Source organism: Streptomyces cinerochromogenes, from assembly GCF_014648635.1.
GTDB lineage: Bacteria > Actinomycetota > Actinomycetes > Streptomycetales > Streptomycetaceae > Streptomyces > Streptomyces cinerochromogenes.
Window position 1 is genome coordinate 209,158 of sequence record NZ_BMRM01000008.1, and the last position, 24,119, is coordinate 233,276.

General features: G+C 75.3%; 25 protein-coding genes and 1 pseudogene. 15 read left to right on the top strand and 11 right to left on the bottom strand.

The features are described from left to right. Nucleotides 1-97 precede the first annotated feature (97 nt). Complete coding sequence (locus IEZ20_RS17635; protein ID WP_229896118.1) at nucleotides 98-1,333, bottom strand: molybdopterin-dependent oxidoreductase; 1,236 nt, start codon at nucleotides 1,331-1,333, stop codon at nucleotides 98-100. A 113-nt stretch (nucleotides 1,334-1,446) separates the two neighbouring features. Here IEZ20_RS17635 and IEZ20_RS17640 point away from each other — a divergent pair, with 113 nt between their 5' ends. Continuing rightward, entirely contained in the window at nucleotides 1,447-3,012 is a 1,566-nt protein-coding gene (locus IEZ20_RS17640; RefSeq protein WP_229896119.1) for a hypothetical protein, read from the top strand. A 144-nt stretch (nucleotides 3,013-3,156) separates the two neighbouring features. Here IEZ20_RS17640 and IEZ20_RS17645 read toward each other — a convergent pair whose 3' ends face one another. Next, complete coding sequence (locus IEZ20_RS17645; protein WP_268253065.1) at nucleotides 3,157-3,873, bottom strand: chaplin; 717 nt, start codon at nucleotides 3,871-3,873, stop codon at nucleotides 3,157-3,159. Between the two features lie 269 nt (nucleotides 3,874-4,142). Here IEZ20_RS17645 and IEZ20_RS17650 point away from each other — a divergent pair, with 269 nt between their 5' ends. From IEZ20_RS17650 to IEZ20_RS17660, 3 genes are all read left to right on the top strand, one after another. Continuing rightward, entirely contained in the window at nucleotides 4,143-4,703 is a 561-nt protein-coding gene (locus IEZ20_RS17650; RefSeq protein ID WP_189299566.1) for a DUF2243 domain-containing protein, read from the top strand. Then, a complete protein-coding gene (locus IEZ20_RS17655) occupies nucleotides 4,703-5,569 on the top strand; it encodes a cytochrome c oxidase assembly protein (RefSeq protein ID WP_229896120.1) in 867 nt (288 codons plus the stop codon). Before IEZ20_RS17650 ends, IEZ20_RS17655 begins: the two co-directional genes overlap by 1 nt. A 62-nt stretch (nucleotides 5,570-5,631) precedes the next feature. Further along, on the top strand, nucleotides 5,632-5,979 hold the full coding sequence (locus IEZ20_RS17660; RefSeq protein WP_189299904.1) for a tetratricopeptide repeat protein: 348 nt from the start codon (nucleotides 5,632-5,634) through the stop codon (nucleotides 5,977-5,979). 60 nt (nucleotides 5,980-6,039) lie between these two features. Here the strand turns inward: IEZ20_RS17660 and IEZ20_RS17665 are convergent, their stop codons facing one another. From IEZ20_RS17665 to IEZ20_RS17675, 3 genes are read right to left on the bottom strand one after another with little or no spacing between them, the layout of a single operon-like run. Beyond that, complete coding sequence (locus IEZ20_RS17665) at nucleotides 6,040-6,969, bottom strand: M56 family metallopeptidase (RefSeq protein WP_189299568.1); 930 nt, start codon at nucleotides 6,967-6,969, stop codon at nucleotides 6,040-6,042. Between the two features lie 6 nt (nucleotides 6,970-6,975). Continuing rightward, nucleotides 6,976-7,386, bottom strand: a complete 411-nt coding sequence (locus IEZ20_RS17670) for a BlaI/MecI/CopY family transcriptional regulator (RefSeq protein WP_189299570.1) — start codon at nucleotides 7,384-7,386, stop codon at nucleotides 6,976-6,978. Between the two features lie 50 nt (nucleotides 7,387-7,436). Further along, nucleotides 7,437-8,852 (bottom strand): PepSY-associated TM helix domain-containing protein, encoded by a 1,416-nt coding sequence (locus tag IEZ20_RS17675; protein ID WP_189299571.1) that lies wholly within the window; start codon nucleotides 8,850-8,852, stop codon nucleotides 7,437-7,439. Nucleotides 8,853-9,003: 151 nt separating this feature from the next. Between IEZ20_RS17675 and IEZ20_RS17680 the strand changes: the two genes are divergently transcribed. After that, nucleotides 9,004-9,648: a peptide deformylase gene (locus IEZ20_RS17680; RefSeq protein ID WP_189299573.1), complete on the top strand. Its 645-nt coding sequence runs from the start codon at nucleotides 9,004-9,006 to the stop codon at nucleotides 9,646-9,648. Between the two features lie 8 nt (nucleotides 9,649-9,656). Here the strand turns inward: IEZ20_RS17680 and IEZ20_RS17685 are convergent, their stop codons facing one another. Further along, a complete protein-coding gene (locus IEZ20_RS17685; RefSeq protein ID WP_189299576.1) occupies nucleotides 9,657-11,087 on the bottom strand; it encodes a dihydrolipoyl dehydrogenase family protein in 1,431 nt (476 codons plus the stop codon). A gap of 142 nt (nucleotides 11,088-11,229) precedes the next feature. On the opposite strand from IEZ20_RS17685, the gene IEZ20_RS17690 reads away from it, so the two are divergent. Continuing rightward, a complete protein-coding gene (locus tag IEZ20_RS17690; RefSeq protein WP_189299578.1) occupies nucleotides 11,230-11,607 on the top strand; it encodes a thioredoxin family protein in 378 nt (125 codons plus the stop codon). A 25-nt stretch (nucleotides 11,608-11,632) separates the two neighbouring features. On the opposite strand, the gene IEZ20_RS17695 is transcribed toward IEZ20_RS17690, so the two are convergent. After that, nucleotides 11,633-12,646 carry a LacI family DNA-binding transcriptional regulator gene (locus IEZ20_RS17695; RefSeq protein WP_189299906.1) on the bottom strand — a complete coding sequence of 338 codons (1,014 nt, stop codon included), beginning with the start codon at nucleotides 12,644-12,646 and terminating at the stop codon, nucleotides 11,633-11,635. Nucleotides 12,647-12,783: 137 nt separating this feature from the next. Between IEZ20_RS17695 and IEZ20_RS17700 the strand changes: the two genes are divergently transcribed. Next, nucleotides 12,784-13,476: a TetR/AcrR family transcriptional regulator gene (locus IEZ20_RS17700; protein WP_189299580.1), complete on the top strand. Its 693-nt coding sequence runs from the start codon at nucleotides 12,784-12,786 to the stop codon at nucleotides 13,474-13,476. Further along, nucleotides 13,473-14,621 carry an FAD-dependent oxidoreductase gene (locus IEZ20_RS17705; protein ID WP_189299582.1) on the top strand — a complete coding sequence of 383 codons (1,149 nt, stop codon included), beginning with the start codon at nucleotides 13,473-13,475 and terminating at the stop codon, nucleotides 14,619-14,621. The genes IEZ20_RS17700 and IEZ20_RS17705 overlap by 4 nt, the downstream gene beginning before the upstream one ends. 188 nt (nucleotides 14,622-14,809) lie before the next feature. Here the strand turns inward: IEZ20_RS17705 and IEZ20_RS17710 are convergent, their stop codons facing one another. Beyond that, entirely contained in the window at nucleotides 14,810-15,490 is a 681-nt protein-coding gene (locus IEZ20_RS17710; RefSeq protein WP_189299584.1) for a TetR/AcrR family transcriptional regulator, read from the bottom strand. A 99-nt stretch (nucleotides 15,491-15,589) separates the two neighbouring features. On the opposite strand from IEZ20_RS17710, the gene IEZ20_RS17715 reads away from it, so the two are divergent. The 5 genes from IEZ20_RS17715 (at nucleotide 15,590) to IEZ20_RS17735 (ending at nucleotide 20,860) form a co-directional block, all read left to right on the top strand. After that, a complete protein-coding gene (locus IEZ20_RS17715; RefSeq protein WP_189299586.1) occupies nucleotides 15,590-16,147 on the top strand; it encodes an NAD(P)H-dependent oxidoreductase in 558 nt (185 codons plus the stop codon). A gap of 316 nt (nucleotides 16,148-16,463) precedes the next feature. Further along, nucleotides 16,464-17,432 carry an alpha/beta hydrolase gene (locus IEZ20_RS17720; protein WP_189299588.1) on the top strand — a complete coding sequence of 323 codons (969 nt, stop codon included), beginning with the start codon at nucleotides 16,464-16,466 and terminating at the stop codon, nucleotides 17,430-17,432. 128 nt (nucleotides 17,433-17,560) lie between these two features. Next, nucleotides 17,561-18,994: an amidase gene (locus tag IEZ20_RS17725; protein WP_189299590.1), complete on the top strand. Its 1,434-nt coding sequence runs from the start codon at nucleotides 17,561-17,563 to the stop codon at nucleotides 18,992-18,994. 26 nt (nucleotides 18,995-19,020) lie between these two features. After that, the gene (locus IEZ20_RS17730) at nucleotides 19,021-19,239 is read left to right on the top strand and encodes an NfeD C-terminal domain-containing protein (RefSeq protein WP_189299592.1); all 219 of its coding nucleotides are present in this window, start codon (nucleotides 19,021-19,023) and stop codon (nucleotides 19,237-19,239) included. A 133-nt stretch (nucleotides 19,240-19,372) separates the two neighbouring features. Further along, nucleotides 19,373-20,860, top strand: coding sequence for an SPFH domain-containing protein (locus IEZ20_RS17735; protein WP_189299594.1), 1,488 nt, complete (start codon nucleotides 19,373-19,375; stop codon nucleotides 20,858-20,860). A 59-nt stretch (nucleotides 20,861-20,919) separates the two neighbouring features. Here the strand turns inward: IEZ20_RS17735 and IEZ20_RS39740 are convergent. Beyond that, a pseudogene (locus IEZ20_RS39740) lies at nucleotides 20,920-21,129 on the bottom strand (hypothetical protein); the annotation flags it as partial. A 75-nt stretch (nucleotides 21,130-21,204) separates the two neighbouring features. Then, entirely contained in the window at nucleotides 21,205-21,870 is a 666-nt protein-coding gene (locus tag IEZ20_RS17740) for a helix-turn-helix transcriptional regulator (RefSeq protein ID WP_189299596.1), read from the bottom strand. A 103-nt stretch (nucleotides 21,871-21,973) separates the two neighbouring features. On the opposite strand from IEZ20_RS17740, the gene IEZ20_RS17745 reads away from it, so the two are divergent. Next, nucleotides 21,974-22,420, top strand: coding sequence for a cupin domain-containing protein (locus IEZ20_RS17745; RefSeq protein WP_189299598.1), 447 nt, complete (start codon nucleotides 21,974-21,976; stop codon nucleotides 22,418-22,420). A gap of 65 nt (nucleotides 22,421-22,485) precedes the next feature. After that, entirely contained in the window at nucleotides 22,486-22,932 is a 447-nt protein-coding gene (locus IEZ20_RS17750) for a type II toxin-antitoxin system PemK/MazF family toxin (protein ID WP_189299600.1), read from the top strand. Between the two features lie 91 nt (nucleotides 22,933-23,023). On the opposite strand, the gene IEZ20_RS17755 is transcribed toward IEZ20_RS17750, so the two are convergent. Further along, nucleotides 23,024-23,875 carry a TIGR02452 family protein gene (locus IEZ20_RS17755; RefSeq protein WP_189299602.1) on the bottom strand — a complete coding sequence of 284 codons (852 nt, stop codon included), beginning with the start codon at nucleotides 23,873-23,875 and terminating at the stop codon, nucleotides 23,024-23,026. Between the last annotated feature and the right edge of the window lie 244 nt (nucleotides 23,876-24,119).

Consider the following 24,119-nt stretch of genomic DNA (forward strand, 5'->3'; position numbering starts at 1 on the left):
CCCGCGAGCAGCCGCACCCCGGCATACCCGGCGAGCGCGAACGAGCAGGCCAGCAGCAGGATCTGGAAGGGGTTGCCGAGCGGCGGACGCGGACGCATCACAGGTCTCCGAAGGTCAGCCGGGCCACCCACTTGGTGTTGAGCACACCGGGCGCGGCGGGCACGATGATCCGCGCCGGGTAGCCGTGGTCGGGGGACAGGGTCTCGCCGTTGACGTACAGGGCGAGCAGGGAGCGCGGGTCGGCCACCTGGTTGGCGCGCAGGGCGGCGCGGCGGAAGGCGCCGTGCCGCTGGAGCGACTCCACGAACACGTCCGGCGGGTCGCCGTCGTGGCCGACGAGCGCCGCGAGGTCGCCGAGCCGCACCCCGCGCCACCACTGGTCCGCCGTGGACCAGCCCTCGACGCAGGCGATCGGCAACGACGAACTGTGCAGCGGCATGCGGAGCAGGTCGGCGCGGCTGAGCCGCACGGTTCCGGTGCGCCCGGTGACGACGAGCCGCCAGGCGTCCTGGTGGGTGTCGGCCGGGGTGATCCCCGCGTACGCGGCCGTCTTGTTGATCTGGAACCCGTTCGGCCCGCCGCCGGGGTCGGCCCCGCCGTGCGGCGCGAGCAGGGCCGTACGGCGGAACGGGCCGCCCAGGCTCTGCCCCACCGTGGTCAGGAACAGCAGCAGCGAGCCTCCGCCGACCAGCGCCAGCGCCCCGCGCCGGGAGACGGTGGGCGCGTCCGGGCGCGGGGCGACCAGGTCGCCCTCCTCGCGCACGTGCCGCCGCAGGTTCCGCACCGCCGTCGGCGCCTTGAGCACGGCGTGCGCCACGAACGCGGCGAAGAACACCCACGCGCCGTAGAAGTGCAGCGGGTAGAAGGAGCCAGGGAAGACGTAGTCCAGCTGGACGTTGAGCACCCCGGTCGTGAACTCGAACAGCCCGCCGCCGACGAGCAGCAGCAGCGAGATCCGCTCCAGCGCGTGGGCGAGGGAGCGGGCCGGGGGCAGGGCGAACAGCCTCGGCACCACCGACCACAGCTTGGCCAGCAGCACCGGGATCAGGACGATGCCGAGGGTGACGTGGACGCCCTGGGTGAGCCGGTACAGCCACACCGGACCGGTGGGCCAGGCGAAGAGGTAGAAGCCGAGGAGTCCCTTGTCCGGGGTCTGGTCGTTCACCGGGGAGAGGTCCGGGTTGTACGCCGCGTACGACACCAGGCCGGTCACGAACAGCACGGTGATGCCGACGAGCAGCACCGTGCCGAGCACCGAGGTGAACCAGGGGCCGCGCAGCGGGCTGCGCCAGAAGCCGGGTGAGCTGGGGAGCAGTGGGCGGTCGTCGCGCATGCCCCGACGGTAGGCCGGAAGAACGCCCGGACCGGGGCCACGACCCATGACGAAACGCTGACGTCCGTCCACCGGTCCACCCGTTCCCCCGGTCGCCGCCCTAGCGTTCCGGTGTGACCCAGGCTCCCCTCCGCGACCGGTACGCCGGCCTGCGCGCCGACCTCGGTGCCGCTGCGGCCGCCGCCCTGCTCGTCCTCGTCGCCGTGCTCGTCGGCCGGCACATCCAGGACACCCGCCGCACCCTGTTCGTCCACTGGCCCCCGCTGTTCGCGGACTGGGACCCGCACCTGGGTCCGGGCACGCCGGCCGCCGTCCTGGTGGCGGGTGCCGTGGCGGTCCACGGGCCGTCCGCCGCCGCCCGGCTGCGGTGGCGGCGGCTGCTCCTCGCGGCCTGGGCGGCGGCACTGGCCTGGACGTGGTCGCTGGCGCTGGTCGACGGGTGGCAGCGGGGGGTGGCCGGGCGGCTCACCACCCGCAACGAGTACCTGACGGTCATCGGGCGCTTCCACGACGTCCCCGCCGCCCTGCGCGACTTCACCCACCACATCGTCAGCGGCTCCCCGGACCCCTGGCCGGCCCATGTCGCCGGGCATCCCCCGGCGGCCACCCTCACCTTCGTCCTTCTGGACCGCATCGGCCTGCACGGCGGCGGCTGGGCCGGCGCCTGGTGCGTCACCGCCGGCTCGACCGCCTGTCTGGCGGTGCTGGTGACGGTCCGGGCCCTGGCCGGCGAGCACCTGGCCCGGCGGGCGGCGCCGTTCCTGGTGCTGGCCCCGGCCGCCGTGTGGGTGGGCGCCTCGGCCGACGGGTACTTCGCGGCGGTCGCCGCCTGGTCCGTGGCCCTGCTGGCCCTCGCGGTCACCGGACGGTCCTTGGCGTGGGCGGCGGGCAGCGGGCTGCTGTACGGCCTGACCTGCTACCTCTCCTACGGCCTCACGCTTGTCGCGCTGATCGGAGCGGCGGTGCTGGTGACAGGGCGGCGCGGGCTCCGCGAGCGACCGGCCCTGCTGCTCCTCGTCCCGGCCGGTGCGGCGATCGTCCCGCTGGCCTTCACCCTCGCCGGCTTCGGCTGGGCGGACGGGTACCGGCTCCTGGTCACGCGCTACTACCAGGGCGTCGGCGGCACCCGCCCGTACGGCTACTGGGTCTGGGCCAACCTGGCCTGCACGGCCCTGACCACCGGCCTGGCCACGGCCGCGGGCCTACGGCGGGCCGCCACGGCCCTCGCCCGCCGCCGCAGCGCACCCCGGCCCGACGCCCGCCCCACCGCGCCGGACCCCCCGCCCGCCCTGACCGGGAACCGCCCCGCTCTCACCGAGGGCCGGCCCACCCCGGACGAAGGCCGGCCCCTCCCGTCCGGAGCAGGACCCACCCACGTGGAAGGCCCCTCCACCCCGGCCGGGAAAGGGGCGGCCCCGTCCGAAGGCCGGCCCGCCCCGGCCGAGGCCCAACCCGCCTCGGCCGAAGCTCGGCTCGCCTTCCTCGTCGCGGCAGCCCTCGTCGCCGTACTCGTCGCGGATCTGTCCGGGATGAGCAAGGCCGAGACGGAGCGGATCTGGCTGCCGTTCGCGATGTGGCTGCTCGCGGCCGGCGCGCTGCTGCCGCGGCCGCGCGTCTGGCTGGCCGCCCAGGCGGTGCTCGCGCTCCTGCTGAACCATCTGCTGTTCACCGGGTGGTGACCCGGCCGGCGCGGCCCGCCCGGCCGGCGCCCCCGCGCGACGGGCGGCCGCTGCCCGGTATGGCATGGGCAACGGCCGCCCCGGTGGACGGGCGTGCGGTGACCGGCCCGGTCGGGGCCGGGGCCGCGCCGCCCGTCCCGTGGCTCAGCCCTCCCGGCCGGACACCCGGGACCGGAAGCGCCGGTGCAGCACGGTTCCGCCGATCAGCGACGCCACGCTCGCCGCGGCCACCGCCCACGCGCTGTCCGTTCCGGTCTGCGCGAGGGTGCCGGGCGGCCGCGGCACGACGACCGGGGTCGGCTCGGGCGGGGTGTGCGCCTTCGGAGGGTGGTGCGGCCGGGGCGCCCGCGGTGGCGGGGTGACCCGGGTCGGCGGCTTCGGTGCGGGCGGTGTGGTCCGGCCGGGCTCCTCCGGGTGGCCGCCCGACCCGTTCACGGACGTGTTGCCGAAGACGGGGTTGCCGATGCCCACCACGTTGACGGTGTTGCCGCTGACGTTGACCGGCAGATCGACCGGGAGCTGGATGCCGTTGCCGGAGACGAGGCCCGGGGAGTTCTGTGTGCTGGAGTGGGCCGTCGCCCCGCCCGGCGCCGCGGGCTCCTCCTTCCCGGTGGCGTGGTCGCCGGTGTTGGCGCAGCGGTTGCCCATCGCGGGGTTGAGCAGCCCGGCCACGTTCACGGTGTTCCCGCACACGTTCACCGGGAGGTGCACCGGCAGCTGGATGCCGTTGCCGGAGATCAGCCCGGGCGAGCCGGCCGCGGAGCCGTCCGCGGCGGAGTCGGCGTGCACCGGCCCCGCCACCGCCATCGCACCGGAGGCGGCGGCGACTGCGATCACACTGTTTCGGGTAACCCGTTTCATCGGTTCCCTGTCCTTCCACATACGGTCGCGGGCACTCACCCGCATCCGGTGAAACGCTGGCCAAACCGTGCAAGTTATGGCTTATCAACCTTTCGCCGGTACGAAAGGCGCATGCGCCGCGCCCTCCGCCCCGGGTACCAGCCGCTCCGCAGCCGTTCCCGCACACATGGCCGAGCGTGCGGCAGCGGTGGAGCCGGGGAACTGGTAGCTGTCGTACGGCAGCCGCTGCCGTGATCCGGCGACCGAGGAACCGACCGAGACGAGGAGCGATGGCAACCACCGTGCGCGACACCAGGGCCACGACCGCACCCGCCAGTCTGCAACTGCCCGGCCTCCTGCTGGGAGTGGGGCTCGGCGGATTCCTCGACGGGATCCTGCTGCACCAGCTCCTGCGCTGGCACCACATGCTCAGCAGCACCGATCACGACCGTATCGGCGTGCGGTACTACGACCCCCACACCGTCTCCGGGCTGCAGATGAACACCCTGTGGGACGGCGTCTTCCACACGGTGTGCTGGCTCGCCGTCCTCGGCGGGCTCGCCGTCCTGTACGCGCGGGTGACCACCGGCCGGCGGCAGGTGTGGGCCTCGCGGGTGCTGTGGGGCTGGATCCTGGCCGGGTGGGGGCTGTTCAACCTCGTGGAGGGCGTGCTGGACCACCACGTCCTGGGCATCCACCACGTGCGCGGCGGCCCGCACCAGATGTGGTGGGACCTCGCCTTCCTGGCCCTGGGCGCCCTGCTGCTGGCCGGGGGATGGCTGCTGCAGCGCGGCGGGCGGTCCTTCGATCCCTCGGCAGCCGGCGCCGGACGGGACGGACGCGTCGCCTGATGGGCCACCACATGCCCCACGCCCACCACCAGGAGGGCGGCGGCACCCTGGGGGTGCTGCTGCCGGCCCTGGCGCTGCTCGTGTGCGCGGGCGGCTATCTGCTGCTGGCCCGCCGGGCGAGTCGCCGGAACCCGGCGCGGGTCTGGAACCCCTGGCGCACCGTCGCCTTCGGCGCCGGTGTGGCCCTGCTGGCGGTGGCGCTGCTGCCGCCGCTCGCCCCCTTCGCCCACCGCGACTTCCGCGGCCACATGACCCAGCACCTGCTGATCGGCATGTACGCGCCTCTCGCGCTGGTGCTCGGCGCCCCGGTCACCCTCCTGCTGCGTGTCCTGCCCGCGCCGCGCGCCCGCCGTCTCACCGCGCTGCTGCACAGCGGCCCGGCCCGCCTGCTCACCCACCCGGCCGTGGCGCTGCTGCTGTCCGCGGGGACGCTTCCGGTCGTGTACTTCACCCCGCTCTACGACACCGTGACGGCCCACCCGGCCGGACACTGGCTGCTGCACGCGCACTTCCTGCTGTCGGGGTGCCTGTTCGCGCACTCCGTCGCGGGCCCCGACCCGGCCCCGGCCCGTCCCGGCGTACGGGCCCGGCTGGTCTGCCTGGGGTGTGCCATCGCCGTGCACGCGGTCGTCGCGCAGCTGATGTACGGCGGGTTCTGGGTGGACGTCCAGGCCCCGGTCCCGCAGGTCCAGGGCGGCGCGGAGATCATGTACTACGGCGGTGACCTCGCCGAGCTCCTGCTCGCGGCGGCGCTCGTGGCGACCTGGCGTCCGGAGCGGCACCGGATCGGGAAGCCCTCCCCGGGCCGTGCGGGGAAGCCGTCGCCGGCCTCGCTGTACGGCACGTCGGCCACCGCCCCCGAGTAGTGGAATATTGAACAACTGCGTGCGGTTGTGCCCCGCGAAGGAGGTCACGAGTGGAGACGCAAGTGAAGCCCACGTACTACGACCACGGGACCCCGGCCGAGCGCTGGGAGCGCGCGCAGCGGTACTTCGACGCGAAGGACTACGCGGACGCGGCCCGGGTGCTGGCCGCTCTGGTCGAGGAGGTGCCGGAGCAGACGGGACCGCGGCTGCTGCTCGCCCGCGCCTACTACCACTCGGCCCAGCTGCGCCGCGCCGAAGCCGAGTTGCGGACCATCGTGGAGCGCGACCCGGTGGAGCACTACGCCCGGCTGATGCTGGGCCGCACGCTCGAACGGCAGGCCCGGCACGAGGAGGCGGAGCAGCACCTGCGGATCGCCGCGGCGCTCGCGGGTGACTTCCCGCAGGAGTGAGCACACACACCCCATCCGGCCGAGGGCCCGGTCCCCGAGGGGACCGGGCCCTCGGCCGGTTCACAGCGGGGTCGCCGCGTGCAGGATCAGGAAGAGGGTGACGGCCGAGTTCGCCGACGACATCGCGGAGACCAGTGCGCCCGCGGCGGCGCCCCAGGCGGCCAGGCCGACCGAGGTGAACGCCGACGGCCAGGTGCGGGCCGCGGGGGCGGGGGCCAGGAGTGCGGCCACCCGGCGCGGCACGGGACCGGTCGCCGCGAGGGCGGCCAGGGTCGGTGCCGGGGTGCCCGGGGACAGCAGGGCCGCCTTGCCGATGGCGCGGGCGACCGTGCGCCGGTCGCCGACCGCGCGGGCCGCCTCCTCGTCCGCCCACCGCTCGGCCGTGTAGACGACGGCGGTGCGCAGCGGTCTGAGGAACGGGTTGGCGCGGGCCGCCAGGTGCGCGGCGAGCAGGTGGCGGTGGTGACGGGCGGTCAGGTGGGCCCGCTCGTGGGCGAACAGCGCACGCCGCTCGGCGGGTGCGAGCCCGGCCAGCAGCGCCGTGGTGACGACGATCCGGCCCCGGCCGCCGGGGAGGGCGTACGCGTACGGCGTCCGGTCGGGCAGGACCGCGACCGTGCGCCCCGGCACGCCGGCCAGCGCACGGCGGGCGCGGCGGGTGACCCGGCGGTGCCGCCACAGGGTGCGGGCGCAGGCGGCGGTGACCAGGGCGAGCGCGGGGATGGCGGCCCGGCCGGCCACCTCGTCGTGCGGCACGGCGGCCCGCACCTCCGGGTCGGACCAGCCGTCCGGCAGCGGGTTGCCGGGCAGCTGGGCGGTGCCGACCACCATGAGCAGGGCCAGGCACAGCGTGCTGCACACGGCCATGACGACGGCGACCGCGGTCAGCAGCCGGGTGGCGGTGCGCGGGTGCAGCCGGGTCTCGGCGAGCCGGGCGACCGGCCACGCGGACAGCGGCAGCACCAGCGGCAGGAAGACGAAGACCCCCATGAGCGGTCAGTCCTCCGGACCGCCGGCGTCCGGACCCGGGATGTCGAGCAGGGCCCGCAGGACCTGTTCGTCGCCGGGCGGCAGGGCGGTGACGAAGCTGGCGAGGACCGCCTCCCGGTCCCGTTCGCCGTCGAGCAGGCGGCGCATGCGCAGCGCCGCCAGCCGGGCGACATCGGCGGTCGGCGTCCACACGAAGGACCGGCCGTGCCGCTCGCGGGCGACGACGTCCTTGGCGAGCAGCCGGGTCAGGATGGTGACGACGGTGGTGTAGGCGAGGTCGCCGCCGAGGCGCTGCTGCACCCAGGCCGCGGTGACCGGTCCGTCCGCCTCCCGCAGCGCGCCGAGGACCTGGCCCTCCAGTTCGCCCTGGCCGCGCCGCCGGGCCCGGCCGCCCTCCGGTGCCGTCTCCGGTGTCATCCCCGGTTCCCTCCCCCGTCTTCCCTCGCTCGCTCACCTGCCGTTCCACGCTACTTCACGCCACTGACACTCCCGTACCCGCGGCGCCCGCGCCGGTGTGCGATCTCGCCGAGGACGATGTCGACGGCGAGGAAGCCGGCCAGCGGGATGCCGAGCAGCGGCACGAACCAGCCGAGCACGGCGACGGCCGCGAGCGCCGGTACGAGCAGGTACGGCGGCACGTCCGCCCAGGCGCCGCGCGGGATCGGCCGGCCGAAGGCGGAGCCCCGGCCGCGCTGCCACCACAGGCGGTAGCCCCACAGGACGAGCAGGACCAGGGCGAGGGCGAGCAGTGCGAGGCCGATCTGGTTGACGAGTCCGAAGAGGGAGCCGGTGTGCAGGTCGATGCCCCAGCGGGTGAGCTTGGCGAGCACCGGGTAGTCGGCGAAGCGCAGTTCGTCGGTGACCTGTCCGGTGGCCGGGTCGACGGCGACGGAGTCCTGTTTCTCGGGCCAGCTGCGCTGGATCTGGCGGACGACGTAGGCGCTGTCCGTGTCCGCGGGCGGCACGATCTCGACCGGATCGCCGAGCCCCTTCGCGCGGGCCGCCGCGAGCACCTGGTCCAGCCCCACGCCGTGCTCCGCCGAGCCGTCGGCGGAGCCCGCCGTACCCCGGCCCGCGTGACCGTGGCCCGCGTGCTCGCCGCCGGCCACGGCCGCCGAGACGGACGGGGTGGCCTGGCCCAGCGAGGTGCGCAGCTCGTCGATGTTCGCGCCGGCGTACGCCGACCAGGTCAGACCGGTCGCCGACAGGAACAGGAACCCGGCGGCCGTCCAGACGCCGACCGTGCCGTGCAGGCCGAGGGTGCGGCGCCGGCCGCTGGTGCCGCGCACCCTGCGCAGGGCGCGGCGCCGGGAGAACCACAGCACCAGGCCGCCGCCCGCGATCACCCACAGCCAGCTGGCGGCCAGCTCGCTGTAGAGCCGGCCGGTCTCGCCCAGGTGCAGATCGCGGTGGAGCCCGTCGATCCAGGTGCGCAGGGGCAGCGCGCCGGTCGCGCCGTACTGTTCGAGCGCGCCGCGGACCGTGCCGGTGTACGGGTCCACGAACACGGCGAGGGTGTGGCCGGGGTCGACGCCCCTGGCGCCGGAGAGCAGCACCCGGGTGGTGGCGCCGGCCTCGGGTGAGGGGCGTACGGCCGTGACGGTGCCCTCCGGGTGGGCCTCGCGGGCGGCGGCCACCTGGGCGGAGACGGGCAGCTCGCGCTCACCGGCCGGGACGGTCAGCTCATGGTCGTACACGAGCCTCTCGGTCTGGAAGGAGCCCGCGTACAGCAGGCCGGTGACGGCGGCGACCAGCAGGAAGGGGGCGACGAGCAGGCCTGCGTAGAAGTGCAGGCGCAGCACGAGGGGGCGCAGGGGTGCAAAGGGGCCGCGGGCGGCGGGGCGGGACGCCTCGGCCGGGGTGGCCGGGGGAGCGGTGGTCATCGGCGGGCTTCTCCGGGGACTCGGTGCCGAGGGGCGGGCCGTCGGCAGGGAGACGGGGGTACACCGGTAGTCGGTCCGGTGAAGGGCGGAGTTCCCCGGGGTGTCGGTGACCTGTGCCACAGCGGGCGGGCGGGCATGGCATCCTGACGCGATGGCACCTCCCCGTGATCACGCACCGCTCGCCGAGCGGGTCGAGGAACTCCTCGCCGCCGGCGGCCCCTTGCCCATCGTCGCGGCCGGCCGGCCCGTGCTGCGGCGCCCCGCCGAGCCGTACGAGGGCCAGCTCGGCCCCGCGCTGCTGGCCCGGTTCGTCGAGGCCCTGCGCGTCACCATGCACGCGGCCCCCGGTGTGGGGCTCGCCGCGCCGCAGGTGGGCGTTCCGCTGCGGATCGCGGTCATCGAGGACCCGGCCCCCGTGCCGGAGGAGGTCGCGGTGGCCCGGGGCCGGGTCCCGCAGCCGTTCCGGGTGCTGGTCAACCCGTCGTACGAGCCGGTCGGCACCGCCCGGGCCGCGTTCTTCGAGGGCTGCCTGAGCGTGCCGGGCTGGCAGGCGGTGGTGGCCCGGCACGCCGAGGTGCGGCTGCGCGGAGAGGACGAGACGGGCCGCGCCCTGGACGAGGTGTTCGGCGGCTGGCCGGCCCGGATCGTGCAGCACGAGACGGACCACCTCGACGGCACGCTCTACCTGGACCGGGCGGAGCTGCGCTCCCTGTCGACCAACGAGGCGGTGGCGGCCCTGTGGGCCCAGCCGGCACCCCGGGCGGCGGCCGAGGCCCTGGGGTTCGAACTCCCCTAGGCACTCCGTCAGTTGTCCCGGTACGCCTCCAGCAGCCGCAGCCACACCTCGCTCAGCGTCGGGTAGGACGGGACCGCGTGCCACAGCCGGTCGACCGGGACGCGGCCGGCGACCGCGATGGTGGCCGAGTGGATCAGTTCGCCGACGCCGGGGCCGACGAAGGTGACGCCGCGCAGGATCTCGTCCTCCAGGTCCACGACCATCCGGGCGCGGCCCTTGTAGCCGTCGCCGTACAGGCCGGCGCCCGCGACGGAGGAGAACTCGACGTCGACGGCGCGCACCCGGTGGCCGGCCTGTTCCGCCTCGGCGAGGGAGAGCCCGACCGCGGCGGCCTCCGGGTCGGCGAAGACGACCTGGGGTACGGCGTGGTGGTCGGCGGTGGCGGCGTGGGCGCCCCAGGGCTCCTCCGCGACCGTGCCGCCGGTGGCGCGGGCGGCGATCGCGGCACCCGCGATGCGGGCCTGGTACTTGCCCTGGTGGGTGAGGAGGGCACGGTGGTTGACGTCGCCGACCGCGTACAGCCAGTCGGTGCCGGTGACGCGCAGGCTGTCGTCGACGTCGAGCCAGGAGCCGGGTTCCAGGCCGACGGTCTCCAGGCCGAGGTCGTCGGTGTGCGGGACGCGGCCGGTGGCGAAGAGGATCTCGTCGGCCTCGATCCGGTCGCCGGCGGAGGTGACGGCCACGACCGTGCCGTTCTCCCGGCTGACGGAGTCCACGGAGGTGCCGGTACGGATGTCGGCGCCCGCCTCGGCGAGGGCCTCGGCGACGAGTTCCCCGGCGAACGGTTCCATGCGGTTCAGCAGGCCCTTGCCGCGCACCAGCAGGGTGACCCGGGAGCCGAGGGCCTGCCAGGCGGTGGCCATCTCGGTGGCGACGACACCGCCGCCCACGACGATCAGCCGGCCGGGGGCGGCCTTGGCGCTGGTGGCCTCGCGGCTGGTCCACGGCTTGACGTCGGTGAGGCCGGGCAGGTCGGGCAGCTGGGCGCGGGTGCCGGTGGAGACGGCGACGGCGTGCCGTGCGGTGAGGGTGGTGACCGTACCGTCGGGGGCGGTGACGGTGACCGTACGGGGGCCGGCGAGGCGGCCGTGGCCGCGGTAGAAGTCGGTTCCGGTGCCGTTCAGCCAGGCGACCTGGCCCCCGTCCTGCCAGTGCGAGGTGTACTCGTCCCGGCGGGCCAGGACGGCGGGGGTGTCGAGCGGGCCCTGGACCGCCTGGGCGAGGCCGGGCAGCCGGCGGGCGTCGGCCTGCGCGATGACCGGCCTGAGCAGCGCCTTGCTGGGCATGCAGGCCCAGTACGAGCACTCGCCGCCGAGCAGTTCGCTCTCCACGAGGGCGGTGGTCAGTCCGGCCGCGCGGGTGCGGTCGGCGACGTTCTCCCCCACGGGACCGCCCCCGATCACCACGACGTCGTACGCGATGGATTCCGTTTCCGTCATGGGGTCAGTCTGGTGGGTGGTGTGCGCCGTGGCCACACGGGTACGCGCGCGGAACACAGGCGTGCACGGGTGGAATAGGCAGCCCGGCGGCTGTGTTTCCGCCGTCGGCACACCCCCTACACCAGGAAGTGGGAATCACGCCATGAGCAGCACCGTGGAGCTGACCAAGGAGAACTTCGACCAGACGGTCAGCGAGAACGAGTTCGTTCTCATCGACTTCTGGGCGGAGTGGTGCCCTCCGTGCCGGCAGTTCGCGCCCGTCTACGAGAAGGCCGCGGCGGACAATCCCGATCTGGTGTTCGGCAAGGTGGACACCGAGGCGCAGCCGGAGCTGGCCGCGGCCTTCGAGGTCCAGTCGATCCCGACGCTGATGATCATCCGCGACCAGGTGGCGGTCTTCGCCCAGCCGGGCGCGCTGCCCGCGCCGGTGCTGGAGGACCTCATCGGCCAGGCCCGCAACCTCGACATGGACGAGGTCCGCAAGAGCATCGCCGCCCAGCAGGGCGGGGCGCAGAAGTAGCCCGTACGGGGGCCGCGGTACCCGGTCAGCTGGACTCGCGCCGGATCACCGAGGCCCCCAGCACGGTGTGCACCTCCGGCTCACCGCCGGGGTCGCGCACGGCGCGGTCGACCAGCCCGGCGAGGTCGCGGCCCGAGGGCAGGTCGATGCGGACGGTGCTGAGCCGGGGCCGCAGCAGCCGGCCCAGCATCAGGTCGTCGGCGCCGATCACGGCGACGTCCTCCGGGATGCGCACTCCCTCGTCCTGCAGGGCACGCATCAGCAGCATCGCGTACTCGTCGTTGTAGGCGAACACTCCGTCCAGGCCCAACCGGGGCCAGCGGGCGGCGAGTTCGGCGGCGGACTCCTCGGTGTAGCCGAGGGGCAGCCCGCTCACCGCGGCGTCCGTGCCGCGCAGCGCCTCGCGTACGCCGGCGAGCCGGGGCCGCGCGTAGACGTCGAGCCCCGGTTCCTCGGGCAGGACGACACCGATCCGGCGCCGACCCCGCTCGTACAGGTGGGCGCCCGCGCAGCGGCCGACGGCGTCGTGGTCCATCAGCAGGGCGTGCGCCCCGTCGACGCGGGCGGGACCGAGGGTGACGACGGCCCGGACGCCGGAGCGCTTGAGGAGGGCGACGCCCTGGGGGCCGAGGCCGGTGCCGGGCACCAGGACGGCGACCGGCCTCAACTCGGCCCAGGCGCGGGCGGCTTCGTCGCCCTGGAGGCCGACGCTGCCGTACTGGACGACGGTGTAGTCGAGCCGGCCGAGCGCCCACTGGAGTTCGTTGAGGAACCCGCTGTAGAGCGGGCCCACCGGGATGGCCGGGGCGGGCATGAGGACCGTACGGCTGTGTCCGGCGCGCAGGCTGCGGGCGGCGGCGTGGGGGACGTACCCCAGCTCCCGGGCGGCCTCGTGCACGCGCCGGCGGGTCGCGTCGCTGATCCGTACGGCGCTGGTGTTGTTGAGGACGTAGGAGACGGTCGCGCGCGAGACGCCGGCGAGACGGGCCACATCGGCGCTCGTGGGCGTGTTCGGTATCTGCACCATGACGGACCGCATCTTGGCAGAGGGGCGGGGGCCGGGGACGGGCGGGGCGAGGTGGTTCATCGTTCGACGAACTCGGCATATGTCTGCCGCGTGACGAACATGTTCGTTACGAACTTGTCCGGAACGAACATGTTCGTTAGCGTGAGGTCATGACCGCAGCGCCACGCTCCCCGCGGGAGCGCCCCGCCAAGCCCGCCCTCACCCGGGAGGGCATCGTCGCCGCCGCCGTCGCGATCCTGCGGGCGGAAGGGCTCCGCAAGGTGACCATGCGACGGCTCGCCCAGGAACTCGACACCGGCCCCGCCTCGCTCTACGTCTACGTCCGCAACACCGACGAACTGCACGCGGCGGTGCTGGACGAGCTGCTCGGCGCGGTCGTCCCGGCGCCGGCCGGGGGCAGCTGGCGGGAGCGGCTGGAGGCGGTGCTCACCGCCTACACCGCCGTACTCCTGGAGCACCCGTCCCTGGCCCGCTCGGCACTGACCGCCTGGCCGAGCGGCCCCCACTACCTGCGCCTCATCGAGACCCTGCTCGACCTGCTGGACGCGGGCGGGGTGCCGCCCGCGCAGGCGGCCTGGGGCGTGGACCTGCTGCTCCAGCACGCCACGGCGACCGCCGCCGAGCACGCCGGGGAGGACCCCACGGGCGACTTCCCGGCGCTGGCCCGGGCCCTGCGCGAGGCGCCCGCCGCCACGTATCCGCACATCGCCGCCCGCACCGGAGCGCTGCTCTCCGGCGCCCCCGAAGCCCGCCTGTCCTGGGCGATCCGGGCCCTGGTCAACGGCATCGAGCGGACCGCCGTACCGACCGACTCCCCCACCGAAGGCCAGGAGGCCCCGTGACCCCCGCTCCCCTCCCCCACCACCCCGTCGCCGTCGTCGGCGCCGGCCTCGGCGGGCTCACGCTCGCCCGCGTGCTGCACGTGCACGGCATCGCGGCGGCGCTGTTCGACCTGGAGGCGTCGGCGGACGCCCGCACCCAGGGCGGCATGCTCGACATCCACGAGGACTCCGGCCAGGAGGCGCTGCGGGCGGCCGGGCTGCACGAGCGGTTCCTGGCCCGGGTCCACCCCGGCGGCCAGGCCGCGCGGATCCTCGGCCGGGACGGCACCGTTCGCCTGGAGCAGCCCGACGACGGCACCGGCGGGCGCCCCGAGATGGACCGGGGCGAACTGCGCGACCTGCTGCTCGGCTCGCTGCCCGCGGGCACGGTCCGCTGGGGCGCCAAGGTCACCGACGCGCGCCCGCTGGAGGACGGCCGGCACCGGGTGACGCTCGCCGACGGCTCGGCGTTCACCACCGATGTGCTGGTCGGCGCGGACGGCGCCTGGTCGCGGGTGCGCCCCCTGGTCTCCCCGGCCCGGCCCGCGTACACGGGCGTGTCGTTCGTGGAGGCGGACCTGTTCCGGGCGGACGAACGCCACCCGGTGAGCGCCCGGGTGGTCGGCGGCGGCATGCTCTTCGCGCTCGGCCCGGGGCGCGGCTTCCTCGCCCACCGCGAGACCGACGGCAGCCTGCACGTGTACACCGCCGTGTCGGCGCCCGAGGACTGGCTGGACGGCATCGACTTCACCGACACCGAGGCGGCGAAGACGGCCGTACTGAAGGAGTTCGACGGCTGGGACGACAGCCTGCGGGCGCTGGTCGCGGACGCCGACGGGCCGCTGGTGCCCCGCCGGATCCACGCCCTGCCGGTCGGCCACCGCTGGGACCGGGTGCCCGGGGTCACCCTGCTCGGGGACGCCGCCCACCTGATGTCGCCGTTCGCCGGCGAGGGCGCCAACCTGGCCCTGATCGACGGCGCCGACCTGGGCCTCGCCCTGGCCGCGCACCCCGGCGACACCGAGGCCGCGCTGGCCGCCTACGAGAGCCGGATGTTCCCGCGCGCGGAGGCGTCCGCGAGGGAGTCCGCCCGCAGCCAGACCCTGCTGTTCCGCGCGGACGCGCCGCAGGGGGTGGTGGAGATGTTCACGGGCGGGGAGGGCTGACGGGGGAGGCCTGACCGGGCGCCCGAGGCTGTGGGGGGGCATCGGGTGTCCGCGTGAGACACCCAGCGCCCCGCTGACCGCCCGGCATCCAGCGCCCCGCGAGGGGCATCCCAGCGCCCCGCCGACCGCCCGGCCCGCGCGAGGCCAGCAGCGCCCCGGCAGGCCCTCCGGTGCCGTCCGGGCCCGTCTCAGCGCGGCGGATCGGTGCGGGTCACCCTGGCCACCAGGTCGAGCCAGCCGGCTTCCAGGCGTTCCATGGGCATGCCCCGCTGACGGGTCAGGTGGTGGATCAGGGCGGGGTCCAGCGAGGCCAGCAGGGTGTGGGCGAGCAGGTCGCAGTCGGCGCCCGGCACGATCTGGCGGAGCAGCACCGTGAGGTGCATGCGCAGGGACCCGGCCGCGGGGTGGGCGAACCGGCGGGTCGGCTCCGGCTGGGCGGCCAGTTGCAGGTCCAGCTGCTCGGCCGTGCGGTACAGCACCGCCACGCCGAACGCCCGCAGCCGCTCCAGGGGCGGCGAGCCGGGGCCCAGCGGCGGGGGCCCGCTGAGGAAGTCGGCCTGGAGCTGCTTGGCCGAGTGGTCGAGGAGGGCCGTCAGGAGTCCGGTGCGGTCGCCGAAGCGGCGGAAGACGGTGCCCTTGCCCACGTTGGCCGCCGCGGCCACCGCCTCCATCGTGACCCCCGCCACCCCGTGCTCGGCGATCAGCCGGGCGGCGGCCTCCAGCAGCCGGGCCCGGTTGCGGGCCGCGTCGGCGCGCAGGCACGGCTCGTCGGAAGCCGGACCGATCTCCAGCAAGTGGGATGATTCGAGGGGCTCTTGAGGCTTCGGGAGGGGCGGCAGAGCGCTGGACATGACGACAGCGTAAAGCATCGGGAAGAAAACTGGACCGCGGTCCGTTTGGGGTGATACAAAATTAAACGGACCCCGGTCCGGATCGTGACAGCGATGTTTCAGCCCCTTGGAGTAGTCATGTCTGTTCGCATCCTCGCGCTCGTCGGCAGCCTTCGCGCCGGTTCGCACAACCGCCAGCTCGCCGAGGCGGCCGTGAAGCTCGCGCCGGAGGGCGCCGAGGTCGAGCTGTTCGAGGGCCTGGCCGACGTCCCGTTCTACAACGAGGACATCGACGTGGAGGGCAGCGTCCCGGCCGCCGCCGCCAAGCTGCGTGAGGCCGCGCAGGCCGCCGACGCCTTCCTGTTCTTCTCCCCCGAGTACAACGGCACCATCCCGGCCGTCCTGAAGAACGCCATCGACTGGCTGTCCCGCCCGTACGGCGCCGGCGCCTTCGGCGGCAAGCCCGTCGCCGTGATCGGCACCGCCTTCGGCCAGTACGGCGGCGTGTGGGCCCAGGACGACACCCGCAAGGCCGTGGGCATCGCCGGCGGCAAGGTGATCGAGGACATCAAGCTGTCCATCCCCGGCTCCGTGACCCGCTTCGCCGAGACCCACCCGGCCGACGACGCCGAGGTCGCCGCCCAGCTGACCGAGGTCGTGGCCCGCCTGCACGGCAACGTGCCCGCGGCGGCCTGAGCCGTACGACTGCTCGCGAGGGTCTGAACACGCCAGCCCGCAGGGGGCCGGAGCCGACGAGGCTCCGGCCCCCTGTCGTGTGCGTGCGCGAGGACCACGGTGTCCGGTCCGGGCCCGGTGCGGCCCGGCCGCCCGGCCGCCCGGCACTCGGCCCCGCCCGGCGCACCGCCGTTGCGGCCGCTGGGGCCGCTGGGGCCGCTGGGGCCGCTGGGGCAGGTCACCCTCCGGGCCTCAGGGGGTAGACGGCAGAGGACCGCGTGCGTGGTGCGCGCCTGCTCGGGCAACGGATCACCGGGCGTCACGGAGAGGAGCTGCCATGTCCCTGGTCCCGCCGCCGTTCGACCCGGAACTCGCCGCCGTACTGGAGTCGTTCCGGGGCGTGATCCCGCCCGGGTTCACGCCGGCCGACGTCGAGGCCGCCCGGCGCGGCGCGGCGGCCGGCGAGCTGATCGACGTCACGCTGGAGGGCGCCTTCGAGGCGGAGGACCGTACGGTGCCCGGCCCGGAGGGCGCCCCCGGTGTCTCCCTGCTCCTGTGCCGGCCGACGGCCGCTCCCGCATCGGCCGGACTGCCGGTGATCTACCACGTGCACGGCGGCGGCCTGGTGGCCGGCACCAACCGGGCGGGCGTGACCGAAGCCCTGGTGTGGGCGCGGGAGCTGGGCGCGGTCGTGGTGTCGGTGGAGTACCGGCTGGCACCCGAACACCCGCATCCGGCGCCGGTCGAGGACGTGTACGCGGGACTGCTGTGGACCGCGGAGCACGCGCGGGAGATCGGCGGCCACCCGGACCGGATCGTCGTCGCGGGCGCCAGCGCGGGCGGCGGTCTCACCGCTGCGCTCGCCCTCCTCGCCCGGGACCGGCGGGGCCCGCGCCCGCTCGGTCAGCTGCTGATGTGCCCGATGCTGGACGACCGCAACGACACCGTCTCCAGCCGCCAGATGGCCGGCCGGGGCCTGTGGGACCGCACGGCCAACGAGACGGCCTGGACGGCCCTGCTCGGCGACCGCCGGGGCGGCCCCCGGGTCTCCCCGTACGCGGCGCCGGCCCGCGCCGCCGACCTGTCCGGCCTGCCCCCGGCCTTCCTGGACGTCGGCTCGGCGGAGACCTTCCGGGACGAGGTGGTCGGCTACGCGTCCCGGATCTGGCAGGCCGGCGGCGTGGCCGAACTCCACGTCTGGCCGGGCGGCTGCCACGGCTTCGACGCCCTCGCCCCGGACGCGGCCCTGTCCCGCACGGCCCGCGCGGCCCGGATCGCGTGGCTGCGCCGGCTGCTGGCGCGGTGAGGCCGCGGTCCGGACATCCGGGCATCCGCGCATCCGCGCATCCGCAGTACGAAAACCGTACGCCGACCCCCCTCTGAGGTTACCGTTCGGTAGACATCGTGCCCGGAGTCTCCCGGAGGTGCTCCCCCATGACGCCCGACCGTGCCGACCGTGCCGCAGGACTCGTGGAGACCCGGCGTGCCCTTGCCGGCGGGGAGGTGACCTCCCGGGCCCTGGTGGAGGAGGCGCTGGCCCGGATCGAGGCCACGCAGCCGACGCTGAACGCCTTCCGGATCGTACGGGCCGAGGCCGCGCTCGCCGAAGCGGACGCCGCCGACCGGGAGTTGGCCGCCGGGGTGCGAAAGCCGCTGCTCGGGGTGCCGGTGGCGGTGAAGGACGACATGGACGTGGCGGGCGAGCCGACCGCGTTCGGCTGCCCGGGTTCGTTTCCGCCGGTGACCGCGGACGGGGAGGCGGTACGGCGGCTGCGCGCGGCCGGCGCGGTGATCGTCGGCAAGACGAACACGTGTGAGCTGGGGCAGTGGCCGTTCACCGAGGGGTCCGCGTTCGGGGAGACCCGCAACCCGTGGGACACCGGGCACACGCCCGGCGGCTCCTCGGGGGGTTCGGCCGCCGCCGTCGCCGCGGGGCTCGTCCCGGCCGCGCTCGGTTCCGACGGAGCCGGCTCGGTGCGCATCCCCGCCTCCTGGACCCGTCTGATCGGCATCAAACCGCAGCGCGGGCGGATCTCGACCTGGCCGTGGGGCGAGTCCTTCCACGGCATCACGGTCAACGGCACCCTGGCCCGGACGGTCGCCGACGCAGCCCTGCTGCTGGACGCGGCGAGCGGCAACCACGATCGCGACCCGCACCGGCCGCCCGCGCTGACCGTGGCGGACGCGGTCGGCCGCGACCCGGGCCGGCTGCGCGTCGCCCTGTCCCTGAAGCCGCCGTTCACCGCCGTACCCGTCCGGCTGGACCCGGAGATCCGCGCCAGGGTCGTCGAACTCGCCGAGAAACTGGCGGAGTTGGGGCATGTGGTGGAGGAGGCCGACCCGCCGTACGGGCGGATCGGGCTGACCTTCGTGCCCCGGGCCACCGCCGGGATCGCCGAGCGGGTCCGCGAGACTCCCGACCCCGCGCTGCTCGACCCGCGCACCCGGGGGGCGGCCCGGCTCGGCCGGCTGCTGGGCGGGGCCCCGCTGCGGGCGGCCCGGCGCGCCGAGGCGGTGCTCCAGCGGCGGATCGGCGCGTTCTTCGGGTCGTACGACGTGGTCCTCGCGCCGACGACGGCCGTGCCCCCGCCCCGGATCGGCGCCTTCTCCCGGCTCGGCGGGCTGGCCACGGACCGTGCCATCATCGCCGCCTGCCCGTACGCCTGGCCGTGGAACGTCCTCGGCTGGCCGGGCGTGAACGTGCCCGCCGGGTTCGCCGGTCCCGGACTCCCGGTGGGCGCGCAGCTGCTGGGCCCGGCCCACAGCGAGCCGCTCCTGGTCTCCCTGGCCGCGCAGCTGGAGGCGGAGCTGCGCTGGCACGAGCTGTGGCCGCCGCTGCGGGCGGACGCGGACAGGCCGGTCGCGTGACGAAGTTCCGCCCGTACGCTGGGGCCATGGAAGACGCGTCGATGGTCGGGCTGATGGGGCGGGTGACGGGGACGGTCGGGCCCGGGCTGGTCGGCGAGGTGATCGTGCGGGTGCGCGGTGGCGCGGAGCACTTCCTCGCCTACCCGGCCGACGGCACGGCCCGGATCGTGACCGGGACGGTGGTGATGGTCGTGGAGCACCTGCCGCCGAGGACGGTCTACGTCACGGCCGCGTACGACAGTTGAGCAGCCGTCGCCCCAGGTGAGGGCGGTCCGCGTCAAGATTGTGACAAGGTGTCGCCGGTGTCTTCACCCCGGGCCCCGGCAGGCGCACACTCCCTTCGTTCGGTGCCGAACGGGCACCATGCAAAGGGGGCGTATGCCGATGGTTGTCGGCGTCGTTGCGGGGACGGTCGTCGTGGCCGTCCTCGTGTTGATCGGTCTGTTCAAGCTGATGTGGCGGGTCGCCGAGCCGAACGAGGCGCTCGTCATCTCCGGGTCCAAGCACCGTACCGAGGGCCTTGAGGAGGGCATGGGCTTCCGCATCGTCACGGGACGGGGCACGCTCGTGCTGCCCGGGATCCAGGCGGTGCGCAGGCTCTCGCTGGACCTGAACGAGACCGAGCTGCACGTGGACTGCGTGACGCACCAGGGCATTCCGCTGAAGGTGCGGGGCGTGGTCATCTTCAAGGTGGGCGACGACTTCGTGTCGATCGCGAACGCGGCCCGCCGGTTCCTGGACCAGCAGCGGCTGATGGCGGAGCGGGTGCACAACGTCTTCGCCGGTCATCTGCGGTCCATCGTGGGCGGGTTGACGGTCGAGGACATGATCCGCGACCGGGAGAAGCTGACCGGGCAGACCCGGGCGGCCTGCGGCACGGAGATGGAGAAGCTCGGCCTGATCGTGGACTCGCTGCAGATCCACGAGATCGAGGACCCGACCGGGTACATCCAGAACCTGGCCATGCCGCACGCGGCGGCCGTGCAGCGGGACGCGCGGATCGCGCAGGCGGAGGCGAACCGGCTGGCCACGGAGGCCGAGCAGCAGTCGTTCGCGCGGATGGCCGAGGCCACCCGGGACAGCGAGATCCTGCAGGCCGGCTACCAGGCCGAGCGGGACAAGGCGGCGGCGAAGGCCCAGCAGGCCGGGCCGCTCGCCGCGGCGGCGGCCCGCCAGGAGGTCGTCGTGCAGGAGACCCGGGTCGCCGAGCTGGAGGCGCACCGGCGGGAACAGCAGCTCCAGGCGGACGTCCGCAAGCCGGCCGACGCCAAGGCGTACGAGAAGCGGACGCTGGCCGAGGCCGAGCGCGACGCGCGGATCTCGGCGGCGCAGGCGAAGGCGAAGGAGACGGAGCTGGCCGCGGCGGCCGAGGCGACCCGGGTGAAGGCCGCCGCGGCGGCCGAGGCGGAGGCGACCAAGAGCCGGGGCGCGGCGACCGCCGACGCCACCCGGGCCACCGGTGAGGCCGAGGCCGCTGCCGCGCAGGCGAAGGGTCTGGCGGAGGCCGAGGCGACCCGGGCGCAGGGTCTGGCCGAGGCGGAGGCCATCAAGGCCCGGGCCGCGGCCCTCGCGGAGAACCAGGAGGCGGTCGTCGCCCAGCAACTCGCGGAGAAGTGGCCGGAGATCGTCCAGGCCGGCGCGTCCGCCTTCGGCAACGTCGACAACATGGTGCTGCTCAACGGCGCCGACGGCATGGGCGAGTTGTTCGCCAAGGCGCTCACCATGGGCGGCACGGGACTGGGCCTGGCCCGGAAGCTGCTCGCCACGATGGACGGCAACGGACAGCCGGTGAACGGCGGTTCCCCCTCCCTCAACGGCGTGGCGTCGCCCCCGCCGCAGAAGGTGCCGGTGGACCGGGAGAGCTGAGGAAGCGCTGTCACACGCGGCCGGGGCCCCTCACCAGGGGCCCCGGCCGCACGTCTGCACCCCAGGGCGATCAGGGCACCGGCCTTGAGCACCTCCAGCGCCACGTACCCCAGGTGGCTGCGCGAGCGGGGCGGGTCCTCGCCCGCGAGGACCCGGTCCGACCTGCGGTTGAGGCGGGGGCGGACGACGGCCGGCTGGGCGACGAGCAGCGCCGCCACCGCCGCGGTCGGGCCGAAGACCCCGGCCGGTGCGTCCCCCACGGCGACGGCGGGGGGCATGGGCGGGGGCCTTCCTGCGGTGGGGGCGGAGTGGTGGAGAGGGGGTCGCGGCGGGGTCGGCGTGGGTCAGCCGTCCGGCGCTCCGGCCAGGTGGGCCACGCAGGAGTCGGGTTCGGCGAACGGTTCCAGCGCGGTGGCCGTCACGGGTGCGCCCAGCCGCGCCAGTGCCCCCTGCATCAGGCCCAGGTGGAGCGGACACACCAACCGGCTTTGCTCCTCGGCGAGTTCGAGGAAGGGGCAGTGCCGCAGCCGGATCCGCTCCGGCGGCCCGTGCTCGCCCCCTTCCGGCTGCGGTGCGAAGCCCAGGCCGTCCAGCAGGCCGAGCAGCCGGGCGACCGACCGCTCGGGCGTCGGGGGTTCGTCCGGCGGGAGGGGATCGGTCAGGAAGCGGCCCCAGGAACGGCCCGCCTCCGTCAGCTCCGCCCGGGCCTCGGCCGGGTCGGCGGTCGCCCACCGGCTGAGCAGCATGCGGGCGAGCAGCCGGTAGTCGCGCGGGCCGCCGCGGTCCATGCCGGGCCGCGCGGTGTAGACGGTACGGGGCCGGCCGCGGCCCGAGGGCGCCTCGGTACGGCGCTCCACCCGGCCGTCGGCCACCAGGGCGTCCAGGTGGAACCGCACGCTGTTGGGGTGCAGCCCCATCCGCTCGGCGGTCTCCGCGACGCCGAGCGGCGCGGGCGCGGCACGCAGCACGTCCAGCACTTCCCGGCGGCGCGGGCTCTCCCGCGTGCTCACGTCCGGTACCCCTCTCCCACCGCCCCTTTTTCACGAATCCTACTTGTATTAATTGTAAAGTGGGCGGTGTGGGGCAGGACAGCAGGAGCGAGAGGAACACCAGATGACGTCGCCGTCCGCGATGGACACCATGCCGGCCGGCCGCACGGCGACCGACCCGCGCGTCCTGTGCGACATCCGCGCGCTGGCCGAGGCGCCGCCGGCGGCGTCCGGCGTGCTGTGGAAGCTCGCGGAGAGCGGACGTCAGCTCGACGCGAACGTGGTCCGGCTGGCCCCCGGCGCGCGGATCGCGGCGCACACCGAGGCGCAGCTGGACGTGCTGGTCCTGGTCGTCGCCGGGGACGGGACGCTCGGCAACGGCACCCCGGACGCGGCGGAGCCGGTCGCCGAGGGCGCCCTGGTCTGGCTGCCGCACGGCGCCGCCCGCAGCATCACCGCCGGTACGGCCGGACTGACGTACGTGACCGTGCACGGCCGGCGTCCGGGCATGCGGATCGGTCCGCGCCCCGGCATGACACCGGCCCTGACCCCCGGCGCCGCCGCCGAGTGACGCTCGGGCAGCCGCGCAAGGCACGGGCGCCCGGCGCGAGTTGCGCGGACCACTAAGGTGCCCCCGTGAGCACGTTTACCGAAGAGACCGTTCCCGGCCGCCGCGGCCCGCACGCCACCACCGAGGCCGACCCGCGCGAGGTCGGCCGGGTGCGCACCGAGTACTCCCCGGCCCACGACGGCGACCCGGATCCCGGGGAGATCGTGTGGACCTGGGTGCCCTTCGAGGAGAACGACGGCCGGGGCAAGGACCGCCCGGTGCTGGTCGTGGCCCGGGAGGCGGCGGGGACGTTCCTCGCCGTGCAGCTCTCCAGCAAGCGGCACGACGGGGACCGCGAGTGGGTGGCGATCGGCAGCGGGCCCTGGGACCGTTCGGGCCGGGACTCGTGGGTGGACGTGGACCGGGTGCTGCGGCTGCACGAGGAGGGTATGCGCCGGGAGGCGTGCGCCCTGGACCGTATGCGCTTCGACCTGGTCCGCAGGCGCCTGCACGAGCGCTACGGCTGGACCTGACCGGCCCGGCCACCGGCCACCGCCGTCGGGCACCGGCGACCGGCATAGGGCACCGGCCACCGGCCACCGGCCACCGGCCACCGGCCGGACGCTACGGAAAGGCCCGCACGAACGCCTCCCGGACGACGGCCCCCCGCGTCCGGTCGAGCACCCCGAACACCACGTGCTCGAAGGTGCGGGCGAACCGCCCGCCGGGCCCCAGCAGCGTCCGGAAGGCGCCCGCGACCTGCGCCGGGTCGTTCTGGAAGACGCCACAGCCCCAGGCCCCCAGGACCAGGCGCCGGTAGCCGTGGGCCGCGGCGGTCTCCAGGACGCGCTCGGCGCGTTCGGCCAGGGCGCCGGGGATCGCGGCGGCCCGCTCCGGCGCCGTACGCCGGATGACGCCCGCGTTGGGGGCGGCGGCCGTCAGGAAGCCGGCCGGGAACGGCTCGGCGAGCAGCCGGCCCCGGTCGTCGCGGAAGACGGGGACGGCCGGGGAGTGGATCACCCGGTCCGTGTAGAACGGGTCGCGGTCGGCGCGGTGGTGGTCGTAGAAGGCACGGGCCGTCAGCAGGCAGGTGTGCAGCGCGGAGGCGCGGCACAGGGCCTCCTCCTGGGCCTGCGCGCCGTTGAGATACCCGCCGCCCGGGTTCCGGGCGGAGGCGAAGTTCAGGACGGCGACGGGGGCGGACGCGTCGGCCAGGCGGCGGGCCGCCTCCAGGCTGCTCTCGCCGGTGACCTCGAAGACCGTGCCGCTCACGGGCGGTGCCGCCGGCACCGGGACCGGTGCGGGCCCGAACATCCGGGTGCCCGCCCGCGCGGCCTCGACCGCGTCCGCGAGCACCACCTCCCGACCGCCCGTCTCCGGGCCGCCCCTCTCCCGACCGTCCACCGGCGCCCGGTACCGGCCCGCGGCCACGATCCGTTCCGTCTCCTCGGCGATCCCGCGCAGGCGCGCGCTCACGGCGCCACCCCCGTGGGCGCCACGACCGCGGCCCGCGCGGTCTCCCCCGTCGTGCTCATGCAGGCATCCTGGGTGATGCTGGTGATGCGGTGCAACGGAGTTTCCCGCGCCCGGAACGGTCAACGGCCCGGAAAACACACGGGGAAACGGAGGTGGCGGATCCGGAACGTCCGGGTTGGCACCCTTGTGCGAATCGGCTCGAGGGTTTTGGGTGGGACGAGCGCATGCCCGGCCCACACCCCGG